This is a genomic window from Cellvibrio sp. PSBB023, from assembly GCF_002007605.1.
GTDB lineage: Bacteria > Pseudomonadota > Gammaproteobacteria > Pseudomonadales > Cellvibrionaceae > Cellvibrio.
Window position 1 is genome coordinate 1,109,116 of record NZ_CP019799.1, and the last position, 13,967, is coordinate 1,123,082.

At 46.8% G+C, this 13,967-nt stretch carries 8 protein-coding genes; 7 read left to right on the forward strand and 1 reads right to left on the reverse strand.

Features of this window, described 5'->3' with window-relative positions:
• Window positions 1-12: 12 nt before the first annotated feature.
• Window positions 13-2,220 (reverse strand): 1,4-alpha-glucan branching protein GlgB, encoded by a 2,208-nt coding sequence (gene glgB / locus B0D95_RS05050; RefSeq protein WP_078042870.1) that lies wholly within the window; start codon window positions 2,218-2,220, stop codon window positions 13-15.
• Between the two features lie 379 nt (window positions 2,221-2,599).
• Between glgB and glgC the strand changes: the two genes are divergently transcribed.
• The 7 genes from glgC to B0D95_RS05085 all read left to right on the forward strand — a co-directional run bounded on the left by glgC (window position 2,600) and on the right by B0D95_RS05085 (window position 13,937).
• On the forward strand, window positions 2,600-3,865 hold the full coding sequence (gene glgC / locus B0D95_RS05055) for a glucose-1-phosphate adenylyltransferase (protein ID WP_078042871.1): 1,266 nt from the start codon (window positions 2,600-2,602) through the stop codon (window positions 3,863-3,865).
• Window positions 3,858-5,585, forward strand: a complete 1,728-nt coding sequence (locus B0D95_RS05060) for a glycoside hydrolase family 57 protein (RefSeq protein WP_078042872.1) — start codon at window positions 3,858-3,860, stop codon at window positions 5,583-5,585. Before glgC ends, B0D95_RS05060 begins: the two co-directional genes overlap by 8 nt.
• A 45-nt stretch (window positions 5,586-5,630) precedes the next feature.
• Window positions 5,631-7,139: a 4-alpha-glucanotransferase gene (gene malQ / locus B0D95_RS05065; protein WP_078042873.1), complete on the forward strand. Its 1,509-nt coding sequence runs from the start codon at window positions 5,631-5,633 to the stop codon at window positions 7,137-7,139.
• Window positions 7,140-7,198: 59 nt separating this feature from the next.
• Entirely contained in the window at window positions 7,199-7,561 is a 363-nt protein-coding gene (locus B0D95_RS05070; RefSeq protein ID WP_078042874.1) for a hypothetical protein, read from the forward strand.
• Between the two features lie 158 nt (window positions 7,562-7,719).
• Window positions 7,720-10,821, forward strand: a complete 3,102-nt coding sequence (locus B0D95_RS05075) for a glycoside hydrolase family 15 protein (protein WP_078042875.1) — start codon at window positions 7,720-7,722, stop codon at window positions 10,819-10,821.
• A gap of 141 nt (window positions 10,822-10,962) precedes the next feature.
• Entirely contained in the window at window positions 10,963-12,414 is a 1,452-nt protein-coding gene (locus tag B0D95_RS05080) for a TrkH family potassium uptake protein (RefSeq protein ID WP_078042876.1), read from the forward strand.
• A complete protein-coding gene (locus tag B0D95_RS05085; protein ID WP_078042877.1) occupies window positions 12,414-13,937 on the forward strand; it encodes an ATP-binding protein in 1,524 nt (507 codons plus the stop codon). Before B0D95_RS05080 ends, B0D95_RS05085 begins: the two co-directional genes overlap by 1 nt.
• Window positions 13,938-13,967 lie beyond the last annotated feature (30 nt).

A 13,967-nucleotide genomic window follows, 5' to 3' on the forward strand; every position in this document is an offset into this window, starting at 1 on the left:
TGTCGTTAACGGTTACGCGAGTTTTAAAATTAGCGCCCCCAAGGGTGGCAAATTAATTTCCAGCGATTGTTGATGATTCATCCAGGCAACAGGTTGTGAGTAAATAGGGTTGCTATTGCCCCAATTACTACCACCATAGAAGCTTGAATCTGAATTCAACAATTCGTTGTAGCTCCCTGCAACAGGTACGCCAATTCGATAATTGCTGCGCGGTACTGGCGTACAATTCAAAATAACAATACAAAAATCCGTATCACTTTTGCGAATGTAACTCACAATAGACTGTGTGCTGTCGTGGCAATCAATCCATTCAAAACCATCACCACGAAAACTGTGCTGATAAAGTGACGGCATTTGGGTGTAGCACTTATTCAGGTCACTGACGAGTGCATGAATTCCCTGGTGCGGTGCAAAATCCATCAAGTGCCAATCGAGCGTGCGGCTCTGCGCCCATTCGCTCCATTGAGCAAATTCACTGCCCATAAATAAAAGCTTGGTGCCAGGGTAGGTAAATAAATAGGTATAGAGCAGGCGAAGGTTGGCAAATTTTTGCCAATCATCGCCGGGCATTTTATTGATCATACTGCCTTTGCCGTGCACGACTTCGTCGTGTGAAAAGGGCAATTGAAAATTTTCAGTGAAGGCGTACATCATGCCAAAAGTTAATTGGTTGTGATGGTACTGGCGATGGATTGGATCTTTGCTGAAATAATCCAGCGTGTCGTGCATCCATCCCATATTCCATTTCATCGAGAAGCCCAAACCACCCACCCAGGTTGGGCGCGTTACTTGTGGCCAGGCAGTTGATTCTTCGGCAATCACCAAGGTGCCCGGGTGTTGCCCGTGACAAATGGCATTTAATTGTTGCAAAAAGCCCATGGCTTCCAGATTCTCATTGCCGCCATGGATGTTGGGAATCCACTCACCGGGTTCCCGCGAGTAATCCAGATGCAGCATGGAGGCTACCGCATCCACCCGCAGGCCATCCAGGTGATACTCCTTCAACCAGAAAAGCGCATTGGCCAGCAAAAAGTTGCGCACCTCATTGCGACCGTAGTTGTAAATTAATGTTCCCCAGTCGCGGTGTTCGCCCAGGCGTGGGTCTTCATGCTCATAGAGTGCAGAGCCGTCAAAGCGGGCGAGGGCATGTGCATCCTTGGGGAAGTGGGCAGGAACCCAATCCAGAATGACCCCAATATGGTGTTTATGCAGGTAGTCAATAAAGTAGCGAAACTCATCCGGGGCTCCAAAGCGACTGGTCGGCGCGTAATAGCCGGTGGTTTGATAACCCCAGGAGTCATCCAGCGGGTGTTCACTGACGGGCATGATTTCAATGTGAGTGAATCCCAACGGTTTTACATAGTCGACCAATTGATGGGCAAGGTCGCGATAACTCATAAACTCACCTGCCCAGCCACGCCGCCATGAGCCAAGGTGCACTTCATAGACAGACATGGGTGATGCCTGCCAATCCCAGTGTTCACGTTTTGTCATCCAGTCTGCATCTTGCCACTGGTACACTGAGTCGGCTTTTACAATGGAGCCGGTTTGTGGGCGCAGTTCAAAGGCTTGGCCATAGGGATCAGACTTGAGGAAAACCGCGCCGGTGGCGCGATTGCGTATCTCGAATTTATAGAGAGCGCCGGGTTTAACACCGGGGATGAACAGCTCCCACAGACCGCTACCGCCGCGTACGCGCATTGGGTGAGCGCGGCCATCCCAATCATTGAAATCGCCCACCACACTGATTCGCTCGGCGTTGGGAGCCCAAGTCGCAAACAAAACGCCGTCTATGCCCTCAACCGTGCGCGGGTGTGCACCAAGATGTTGATAGATGTTCCAATGTTGGCCCTCGGCAAAGAGGTGCATATCAATGTCGCCCAATTGTGGGGCAAAACAGTAGGGGTCGAATTCAGTATGGGGCACGTTGTGGCGATCCGACCATTGAAACTGATAATAAGCGGGCAGATTTTTAGCTAAACCCCGCCAGGTAAAAAAATCCGTGCCCTCTACGCGAGTCATGGGAGTGGGCTGATTATTGATAATTAATGCGGCATTGCGTGCACCGGGAAGATAGGCGCGAACCAGAGTGTCCGCTTCTGCTGTCACTTTATCCCCCAGCGGATGTCGGCCGAGCACCTCAAAGGGATCATGATGCGTCGCAGTCACTATGCGTAACATCTCATGGCTCAAGCTATTATCCTGTTTTGCATGCGTCATTCGATCAATTCCTGTCTAATTGTTGTGGCATCTGATGCCTTATGGTGAAACACCATAACGCCTTGAGAACCCTAAAAAAATATCAGCCGATTCTACTCTGCTAGCTTAGCCAGTATCCGCTTATTTTGTTGCACGATTTTGGAAATAAATTTCATTCAACTGAACGCAATTGCAGGTTCAATGCCAAACTTGAGACTACACTTGTTCGTGCACTTAAAATAAGCCTGCGCTTAATGTTAAATGCACCATAAGTTTTTTGTGATAGTTGCATCCTTGAGCCAGATCAATTTATTGGCACTGATATTGCTCTCTCTATGGTCATCGCAGTCACAAAAAATTCATAATCTGCAAACACAATAGCCATAAGGAAGAAGATTTAATGAGTACACAATCATCGGGTCGTTTTGTAAGTCGACTTACTCGAGAAACACTGGCAATAATCCTTGCAGGCGGGCGTGGCTCCCGATTACATCAACTCACTGACTGGCGAGCAAAACCAGCGGTTCATTTTGGCGGAAAATTTCGCATTATCGACTTTCCTTTATCTAATTGCGTCAACTCCGGTATTCGCCGTATCAGTGTACTTACGCAATATAAATCCCACTCGTTGGATCGCCATGTGCAGCGCGGCTGGGGTTTTTTGGGCGGTGAATTGGGCGAGTTCGTAGAGCTTATCCCCGCGCAACAGCGCTTGAGTGAATCCTGGTATGTGGGAACTGCAGATGCGGTGGTGCAGAACATCGATATTATCCGTCGCCACAATCCGGAATATGTCCTTATCCTTGCTGGCGACCATGTTTATAAAATGGACTACGGCACCATGATTGCAGCCCACGTTGAACGTGGTGCCGATATTACGGTCGGTTGTATTGAAGTGCCACTGGAAATCGCCCATGCCTTCGGGGTAATGGATGTCGATAAAGATTTTCGCATTGTGAAATTTACCGAGAAGCCAAAAAATCCAGAGCCTATTCACGGTAAGCCGGATAAAGCATTGGCGTCCATGGGCATTTATGTTTTTAGTACCAAAGTGTTGTTTCGCGAACTGTTAAAAGATCGTGATGATCCGAATTCATCACATGATTTTGGTAAGGATATTATTCCTTCCATGATCAAATCCCATAGAGTGACTGCATTTCCATTCCGCGATCCAGTCTCGGGTGGCGATGCGTATTGGCGCGATGTGGGCACAGTGGATTCGCTGTGGGAAGCCAACCTTGAATTAACCGGAATCTCTCCGGAATTGGATTTGTATGATGCCGAGTGGCCTATTTGGACTTATCAGGAACAAGTCGCTCCCGCCAAGTTTGTGTTTAATGATGAAGGGCGTCGCGGTTACGCAGTGGATTCCTTAATTGCAGGTGGTTGCATCATTTCCGGATCCGCGGTGAAGCATTCATTATTATTTCCCCGTGTACGTGTACATTCGTTTTGCGAGATTGAAGATTCAGTGTTGTTCCCCAGCGTAGAAGTAGGGCGCAACTGTAAAATCCGTAAAGCGCTGATTGACCGACGCTGCAAAATTCCCGATGGCACTATTATTGGTTACGATCAGGAAGAAGATAGAAAACGCTTTCATGTGTCGCCCAAGGGTGTCGTTTTGGTTACTCCCGATATGTTAGGACAGGATGAGATCAATGGTTAATCATGGCAAAACGAAGGTCGTTTTTCTCTGGCATATGCACCAACCGGATTATCGCGACATAATGACAGGGGAATACTATTTCCCCTGGACATACCTTCATGCCATTAAGGACTATGTAGATATGGCGGCGCACATAGAAGCGCAACCTGCTGCAAAAGCTGTGGTTAATTTTGCTCCCATTTTACTTGAGCAACTCGACGATTATGCGCAGCAGATTGCGGCGCATTTATCGCGGGGTGAAAAAATCAAAGATGCGGTATTGGCATCATTGGTTGACCCTGCATTACCGGCGCCGGGTACCATGGCGTTTACCGACCTTGCACGAAAATACTTGCGCGCAAACCGCGAGCGAATGATCGAGCGCTTTCCTGTATTTAAGGAGCTTGCGGATGTCGTTGGTACATTTGATGAAAAACCGTTTATTAGTCGCTACCTGAATGAACAATTTCTTGTGGATTTATGTGTGTGGTATCACATCAGTTGGCTTGCTGAAATTCCACGCCGTACCGATCTCCGCATCCAAAAATTACAAAGCAAAGAGCGCAATTATTCGCTTGCTGACAGGCGCGAATTGCTCGGCATAATCGGCGAGCTTATGGCATCCATCGGGCCGCGTTATCGCGCACTGGCGGAGTCAGGACAAATTGAATTATGTATGAGTCCTTATGCCCATCCAATTGTCCCTCTGTTGATCGATCTCAATAGTGCTAAACAAGCAATGCCGGATGTCAGCTTGCCGAATGCAGATTTTTATCCAGATGGACGCAATCGCGCTCGCTGGCATTTGCATGAAGGCATCAAAGTGTTTGAGCATTATTTTGGCAAGCGACCACGGGGTTGTTGGGCTTCTGAGGGCGCATTAAGTGATGACACATTAAAGCTCCTGGAAGAAGAAAAGTTTGATTGGGCGGCGACAGGTGATTCTGTGTTGCATAACAGCTTGCGCGCTCCGGAAAATCTTGCAGTAGCAAATGATATTAATGCAACACACCAGTCGCTGCATCGTGCGTACCATTTCCATAATACGAACATCAATACTTTTTTTCGCGATGATGGCTTGTCTGATCTGATCGGTTTTAAATACGCGACTTGGCATTCAGACGATGCAGTGGGCGATTTACTCAATCATATGGTTAATATCGCTCGTCACGGTAAAGACAACAAAAATACTGTCATTTCAGTGATTATGGATGGTGAAAATGCCTGGGAATATTTTCCTGAAAATGCCTACCACTTTTTACACACCTTGTATGAACGTTTAAGTAATCACCCTGAGCTTGAATTAACTACCTATAGCGATTTATTGGATAAACAACAGCCTGCCGCTGTTGCTGTCCCGCATTTGGTGGCGGGCAGTTGGGTTTATGGCACCTTTTCAACCTGGATTGGTGACAAAGATAAAAATCGCGGCTGGGATATGTTATGTGATGCCAAGCAGCAAGTGGACGCCGCGCTCAGCAAACGATCATTTACAGCGGCAGAACTGGCGCAAATTGAAAAACAATTAGCACTCTGCGAAGGATCAGATTGGTTTTGGTGGTTTGGGGATTACAACCCGGCGCAAAGCGTGAGTGATTTTGAATATTTATATCGTCGCCATCTGATTAATTTGTACGCCTTAATTGATCAGCCAGCTCCCGCTTATTTGCATCAAGTGATCAGCGTTGGTGGCGGCGACCCGGCAACGGGTGGGGTGATGCGACAAGGTCATGCCAACTGATATCGTATGATTATTTTATTGACCTAAAGGGAAGGGCACTCATCGATGGTTAACAAATCACCTTTGTTCCAACGTCGTACCGCCGGTGTTTTGTTACATCCAACATCGTTACCATGCTCCGAGTCCTATAGCCGCAATGAAATTACAAAAGCCTTTGGAACCCTGGGAAAGGAAGCCTATGCATTTGTAGATTTCATGGCGACCGCCGGATTTTCAATCTGGCAAATGCTGCCAACCGGGCCAACACAAGCTGATATGTCGCCTTATCAATCTATTTCAGCGCATGCAGGAAATCCGGATCTGATTAGTCTTGATTGGCTGGCTGAAAAAAATTGGATCGATGCAGGGCAGGTGACAACCAAGGAGCCAATCCCCCTTGCAGAGTTGCGCGAGTTGGCGGCTGCATCGTTTTACAAACATTTGGGCAGTAATCCAGAACTTGAGCAGGCGTTTGCTGCATTTCGCCAAGCACAAGCCTATTGGCTGGATGACTTTTCACTGTTTAGCGCGCTGCGCGCCGAATACCAAAATACTTCATGGGTGGATTGGCCAGCTACAATTCGTACTCGTCACGATGAGGCGCTTAACCAAATCCGGCTCACCTTAAAATACAAAATTGACCAAGTATTGTTTGAACAGTTTGCTTTTTTTAGTCAGTGGAGTGCGCTAAAAAAGTATGCGAATGAAAAGGGCATTTATCTCTTCGGCGATATGCCCATTTTTGTTGGGCACGACAGTGCCGATGTGTGGGCGCAACAACATTATTTCAATCTGGATGATCAAGGGCGGCCACTGACTGTAGCCGGCGTGCCTCCTGATTATTTTTCTGAGACGGGCCAACACTGGGGTAATCCGCACTATAACTGGAATCAAATGCAGCAGGATGGATTTCAGTGGTGGTTGGCGCGATTGAAAACGCAATTGCATTTGTTTGATTTAATCCGGATCGACCATTTTCGCGGTTTTGAAGCCTTTTGGGAAATTCCTGCTGACGGTGAAGACGCTCGTTCCGGCAGATGGGTTAAAGCGCCGGGTGAGGCATTTTTGCAGGCGTGTTTTGATGCTTATCCCGAGCTGCCGTTAGTGGCAGAAAATTTGGGTGTTATCACCGACGAGGTTGAAGCCTTGCGCCGGCAGTTCAACTTGCCGGGTATGCTGGTGTTGCAATTTGGGTTTGATGGCAATAGCAATAACCCGCATTTACCACACAACCATAGTCGCGATGAGGTGATTTATACCGGAACCCATGACAACGACACTACGCTTGGCTGGTACGAAACCTTAGCGGATGAACATCGCAAGCAACTGCAAGCTTATTGTTTTAATTCAACGGAGCCAATGCCATGGTTATTGATTGAAACGGCGCTGGCTTCGGTCGGAAGTATGGCGATTATTCCGATGCAAGACCTTTTGGAACTGGATGGAGGGCACAGGATGAATATGCCCGGGACAACGGATAAAAATTGGGTGTGGACGTTTTTGTGGGATCAGGTTGATCCAGCATTGGCCGGGCGGATCCGGCAGTTGTTAACAATCTATCATCGCCTTGGCTAAAGGCTCCATGGCCACAGCGGTTGGTAGCACATTATCACTCAACCTATGTAGGAATCATTATGGAACACAGATGCAGCGAGCGTTATACGGCAGATATAAAAATCCTGATTTATCGCTACGGTATTCCGGTCGCTATTGGTCGTATCAAAAATGGAAATCGATATGGCTTGTATATCGAGTCAGACTTGGCAGATGTGCATCCTTTACAGCAATTAGGCATCGAGGTGTTGGTATACCGCAGCGCACAGAAGCTTCAGCGCTACAAATTTGAATCCATCGTTGTCCATAGCAATGGACGCGGATTCGGCCTTGAACTTGATACCCTAAGTGAAGATGCTGCAACCCAACTGACAGAAATGCTGCTAGCAGCACCGGTAACTCCACAAACCACAGAGTTATTTGCTATGGTGGCAAACGCTTGAGGATTCAGGCTCAAGCACATAATCAGGGGCGCCCCAGGCACAGGTATATCAATATATAATTGCGCATAATGTATATTATGTTAAATTGCAGTTATGGATTCCTTGTGCACTAATGCGCCCCTTCTTTAATTACATCTGATAGATGGCGCACTGGTTTTATGAAGCATAAACAACTGTTAGAGCGTTTGTACGCTGAGGTCGAAACAGTCATTCTCAGTAAGCAGCATCCGGTTACCGGCCTGCTTCCCGCCAGCACAGCAATTACCAGCCATGGCGACTATACCGATGCCTGGGTACGCGATAACGTTTATTCCATTGTCAGTGTCTGGACCTTGTCCATGGCATTCAAGCATCAAGGCGAAACTTACAAAAGCGATCTGCTCGAACAATCTACCATCAAGCTGATGCGCGGTTTGTTGCAATCCATGATGCGCCAAGCCAATAAAGTTGAAGCTTTCAAACATTCCCTGGAAAACGGCGATGCGCTGCACGCCAAGTACGACACGGCGACAGGTTTGCCGGTTGTGGCGGATGATGCCTGGGGGCATTTGCAAATTGATGCAACGTCCGTTTTTCTATTGATGCTGGCACAAATGAGCGCCTCTGGTTTGCGCATTGTGTGCACCTACGATGAAGTCGATTTCATCCAGAACCTGGTGTATTACATTGCCAGTGCTTACCGCACGCCGGATTACGGTATTTGGGAGCGCGGCAATAAAGTGAATAATGGCAAGACGGAAATCAACGCCAGTTCCGTTGGCATGGCTAAAGCAGCCTTGCAAGCCTTGGACAAATTTAATCTGTTCGGAAAACACGGTGACCCACGCGCAACCATTCATGTGATTGCCGATGCAATCTCTCTGGCCAGAACCACCCTCGCCTCACTGCTGCCACGGGAATCGCTATCCAAAGAAACGGACAGTGCGCTGTTGAGCATTATTGGTTTCCCCGCATTTGCAGTAGGAAAAGAAACGCTGGCAACACAAACCCGCGATTCAGTGTTAACCAAGTTGGGCGGCAATTATGGCTGCAAACGATTTTTATGGGATGGACATCAAACCGTACTCGAAGAAAGTTCACGAATTTATTATGAGCACGATGAGCTGGGTAACTTTGCACACGTAGAATCGGAATGGCCACTATTTTTTACCTATTTATATATCACCGCCTTGTTTGATGGCAGTGAAGCCACCGCAAAATATTATCGCAAGAAACTTGAATCGCTCATGGTTAATGTGAATGGTATAGGGCTATTACCTGAGCTATATTATTTGCCATTGGAAAATGTGGAAGCCGAAAAGCGTAATCCACGCTCACAAACCCGTGTACCCAATGAAAACGTTCCTTTGGTGTGGGCGCAAAGTTTATATTTAACGGGCTTGATGTTGGATGAAGGCTTGGTCAGCTCCGATGACCTTGATCCGTTAAAGATGCGTCGCCGCTCTACCCGTTTTATTAAATCCAATATTGCACTGGTTGTACTCACTGAAAATGAGGCGATCAAACAAAATCTCTCAAAGTACGGCGTGATTGCCGAAAGCTTGCAGGATATAAAACCAATGGGCGTAGTTTCTGCTTCCAGTTTGATGGAGGCTTATGCGCATGTTGGTGAAAATAAAGCGCTAGGGTTAAGCGGCAGACCGCGTCGCCGTGTACAAAGTTTGGCAACATCGCAAACCTACGAGATCAACAATAAAGTATATTTAAGCCTTTCCTGGCTACAAAGCGAGCGTGAAGACTATCGTCGCTATGATGCGGAATGGATAACTGAAACACTGATACAAGAGATTGCCTTTATCCATAAGAATTGGCTGAGTTCAGAGGTGGCTGTATTTACTTTATTGGTTGATCACAGACTTAATAAGGTTCCCAATAGTGAATTGTTATTTCAAACCTTGCGCAATTATCAGTTACGTAATGAGAAAGAGTATGTTGGTTATGCTTCTGCCAATTTGGCATATCGCGCATCGCGGGTGAATACACTCAATATTCCGCACTTCCATATTCCCTCTATGAGTCAGCAGATGCTGGCAAGTTATTCCAGCGATGATGCTTTGCAGCCATCCCAGTTGGAACCTGTGGCAGCTGCGCTGCTAGAACATTTTTATACAGAAAGTGACATTATTACCTTCAGGAAATTTTCAGCTTATGTGGCCAGCAAACAATTAACTGACAATGTTGGGGCTGTGGGCACGGAAATTACTTTAAAGGAATTGATTCGCGACTTTTTTTACCGCTCGCAAAAAGTGAATTATTGGTTGTTGTCACGCTTTTGTTTCTCACAGTTGAATTACACATTAATCGATCTTGCCGATAGTCTCACGCTCTTGGCGGCACGCAACCTGATTATTTCTGTGGGCGATAACGACCATACCGAAATTAAGGTGGATCAATCTTTTTCCAATGCGACTTATTTTGAAAGCGTACGCGAATTGTTTCCTGATTTGCTGGAGCGCACACTGGTACAAGAGCTTATCTCGGGCATCGGTTCATTGATTCGTGCTGAACCGACATTGTTTGATGGTTTGCACTCAGTGCAATTGCGTAATTTCATGTTGCTGTGTGGCATGGATAAAGGCGATGCGGAAGAAGTGAGTATGGTTGAGTGGCTTGGGCTGCAATCACCGGCGCGACTGTATAAAAAAATCCATTCTATTCTCACCTCGCGTAAAAAAGTCTTCTCGCAAGAAATCAACCATGTCACGCCCTATCCTATCCATCATCACTTAGCGGATCTTAACGATGAAAATCCAGTTTTGTCCGATGCAGTGGACAACGATTGGCATGAATGGCGTACGGCACGCGGCCTGATTACCCATTTTGATAATAATTTCCTCAAGGATATCTGGCACAGCCTTATGTTTGCCGAGGTACTGGTGTTCAGTAATCCGGATGGGCGCGCCTTCAATTTGGATTGCAAGACGACTCGTCGTTCAATGACGCCCGGTGAAGAAAGTTTTGCTCACCATATAGATCAGCTTACTCACCAGATATACCCGGCCTATTACAAAAGTGCGGTTATTGAGGCGCTCTATGCCTATACCCAATTCTGCATTCACAACCCGCAGGTACGTTTTGGCGAGCCTGTGGTCTTTCTGGAGATACTGGAATTGGCTGCCGAGCGCTATATGCGTGAGCGCAAGTCGCCAGTCCATGGGCGCGGAATTGAAAGCGATCTAGCGATATTTTTGGAGCAATCGCCCCATATTGTTAACCTCTATGTCACCCTGATTTTTGCGGAGATCACCCAGCCCTACTAATCTATTAAGCAGAAGCCCCTGTGCCGGTTGCTATGAACGACAGATTTTATGAAATATATAGCCGCCGGCCATAGGCTCCCGACAGCATAGCGTTTAGAATGCGCCGTCTTAAGGCACTTCATTTTGCTAAAGTTGAGAACTATGAAATTACTGGGGCCAACACTGCTCATCCTTGGCGCGATCCTCAATATTCTTGCCTTGTTCATGCTCATCCCGCTGGCACTGTCTATTGCTTACGACAGCGATAACCAGATTGCCTTTTTCTCTTCCGCCACGATTACCAGTGTTGTCGGCATCATCTTTTTGCTGATCGGTAAAAAATCCCGCTTGGACTTTATGCAACCGAGGCAGGTATTTTTGATTACCAGCGTCGCCTGGGCCGGGGTTTCACTCTTTAGCGCTCTTCCATTTATTTTGATTGATCACCCATTAACCATTGCTGATGCGGTGTTTGAAGCCGTATCCGGCGTTACCTCTACGGGTTCATCGGTCATGGCTGGGCTCGATCATTTTCCAAAAGATGTGCTCTTGTGGCGCTCGTTGCTTAACTGGATTGGTGGTGTGGGAATCATCGGCATGGCAATTGCGGTGCTGCCATTTTTACGCGTGGGCGGAATGCGTCTGTTTAAAACCGAATCGTCGGATTGGTCTGACAAGGCCATGCCCCGTGCACGTAGCCTTATGGCGATGATTATTTATTGCTACATAACCCTTTCGCTCATTTGCGGATGTGCTTATTGGCTTGCTGGAATGGATGTATTCAATGCAGTCAATCACGCCATGGCGACGGTATCGACTGGAGGATTCTCTACATCAGATGCCTCTTTTGCGCAGTTTGACAGCCTTATCCTTCACTGGATTGCTATCATTTTTATGTTGGCCGGTGCTTTCCCGTTTGTGCTCTTCGTGCGCATGTTGATTAATCGCCGCTTTATTGTTTTGGAAGACACGCAGGTTCGTGGATTGTTGCTGATTGTTGTGGTCATGACCTTGCTGCTTACAGTGCAGTTAATTATTGCCGATAAGATGGATCCTTTTCGTGCATTGACTATGGCCTGTTTTAACTTGGTTTCTATTGTCACGACCACTGGTTTTGCGTCTGGCGACTACCAACAATGGGGGCCGATTGCCTTTGTTGTGTTTTATTTTGCTATGTTTGTGGGTGGCTGTTCAGGTTCAACCAGTGGTGGCATCAAAGTGTTTCGCTTACAGATATTTGCCGGCTTGGTCAAAGAGCAGATTATTACTGCCATTCACCCCAGAGCTATTATTAGTCGCCGTTACAATGGGCGTTTGATTAGCTCTGAAATTATTGCGTCATCCATTTCCTATATGTGTTTAATGGCGGCCTGTTTGGTTCTTATCACTGTCATTCTGGCATTTACCGGGCTGGATTTAATAACCAGTGTTTCAGGTGCAGCCACTGCAGTAATGAACGTGGGCCCTGGGCTTGGTGATGTAATAGGCCCAGCCGGTAATTTTTCCAGCTTGAGTGATACCGCGAAATGGGCACTATCGGCAGGAATGCTTCTCGGGCGACTTGAGTTTCTGACCATTCTGGTTCTATTCACCCCAGCGTTTTGGCGTGCCTGATGATTATTGAAAAAACACTACGAAAGTTCGCCTACCCCATCGGGATTTTATTTCCCTGGTTGCTCACGCCCCTTGCATTCCTGATTACAGATTACCTGCCTAAAACCAATGTACCTCTGCTGTACATTGTGATGGTGGTGTTTATCGCCATCAATGTGACAGTGGAATTGGCGATTATTAATGCCTTGTCCAGTTTTTTTGCGTTCAGCTTTTTCTTTGCGCCACCTCACCGCTCGATAATGATCCATCAGGATGAGGATTTACTGACAATCTTACTGTTTCTGCTGACGTCGGTGATTGTTGGTTACATGGCCACTAAACATAAAAAAAATGTACAAAAAATTCGCATGCGCGAATTTATGACAGACATTGAGCTGGAACTGCTTGAGAAATTGCCCAAAGCACTGAACACAGAAGATGTTGTTAGTGCTATGCGTGAAGCCTTGCTGCCCTGGAAGGAAAACTGCGTACTCATTACCCATGGCGATAATTGGGTCACCCACCCAATGATCAGACGCATGACTAATCTGCGCAAAACCTATCTGGAAGAACTGTTGGAGCTGCGTCTGACTCCTGAAGTGATTGAAAAAATTCCTGCCTTGGAAGAAGAGCATGATGTGTATTTTCTGTATAACACGCGTCAGGTTATCGGGTTGTTGAAAATATCTATTGAGAATATCCAATACCTGCCCAAAGATATTTTTCTGTTGCTCTTGCATCAGGTTAACATTTCATTGGAGCGTACTCGTTTGGCGGCAGATTTGGAAAAAGAAAAAATCGCAAAAGAAAATGAATTATTACGTTCTGCCTTGTTGTCATCGGTATCCCATGATTTTCGTACGCCATTAACCACTATGATTGGTGCAACGTCCACCGTGATTGAGTTTGGCGAGCACCTGAGCAAAGCAGAAACCACCGAGCTGTTAAAAACAGTATTGGAAGAGGCGCAGCGTCTGAACCGCTATACCCAAAATCTGCTGGATATGACCAAACTGGGTTTTGGTCATCTGCAATTGGAGTGCGACTGGGTAAGTGTGGAAGAAATTGTTAGTGTTGTTAAAAAGCGCTTAAAACCCCTGCTTATACACAATGACCTGAAGTACGAGATTAGCCCTAACCTGCCGCCACTGTATGTGCATGCCGCGTTTCTGGAACAGGCTATTTTTAATGTGATTGATAATGCAATCAAGTTCTCGCCCATGGGAGCCACTATTGATATTGATTGTTTTCAAGAAGATGGAAAGATTGTCATCACAATTTCGGACCAAGGCAAAGGCATCCCTGAAGAGGAGCGCGAAAAAGTCTTTGAGCGTTTCCATACGGCGGAGAAAGGTGATAGGCGCCGATCTGGCAGTGGCTTGGGGCTGACAATCTGCCAAGGCATGATTATGGCTCACGGTGGTAAAGTGAGCATTCATGCTAATCCACGCCGGGTGGCCGATAAAATCAACCCAGGTTGTTGCGTAAGAATTGAATTGCCTATTACAGAAAGTGATGAAAACCTCGATCAACCCACTCAATAACATTATAAATTTAACAGTGATATGACGCTG

What these genes read in the sequence shown, in the direction of transcription:
- glgB (WP_078042870.1), bottom strand. Translation starts at nt 2,220, where the DNA reads ATGACGCATGCAAAACAGGATAATAGCTTGAGCCATGAGATGTTACGC.
- glgC (WP_078042871.1), top strand. Translation starts at nt 2,600, where the DNA reads ATGAGTACACAATCATCGGGTCGTTTTGTAAGTCGACTTACTCGAGAA.
- B0D95_RS05060 (WP_078042872.1), top strand. Translation starts at nt 3,858, where the DNA reads ATGGTTAATCATGGCAAAACGAAGGTCGTTTTTCTCTGGCATATGCAC.
- malQ (WP_078042873.1), top strand. Translation starts at nt 5,631, where the DNA reads ATGGTTAACAAATCACCTTTGTTCCAACGTCGTACCGCCGGTGTTTTG.
- B0D95_RS05070 (WP_078042874.1), top strand. Translation starts at nt 7,199, where the DNA reads ATGGAACACAGATGCAGCGAGCGTTATACGGCAGATATAAAAATCCTG.
- B0D95_RS05075 (WP_078042875.1), top strand. Translation starts at nt 7,720, where the DNA reads ATGAAGCATAAACAACTGTTAGAGCGTTTGTACGCTGAGGTCGAAACA.
- B0D95_RS05080 (WP_078042876.1), top strand. Translation starts at nt 10,963, where the DNA reads ATGAAATTACTGGGGCCAACACTGCTCATCCTTGGCGCGATCCTCAAT.
- B0D95_RS05085 (WP_078042877.1), top strand. Translation starts at nt 12,414, where the DNA reads ATGATTATTGAAAAAACACTACGAAAGTTCGCCTACCCCATCGGGATT.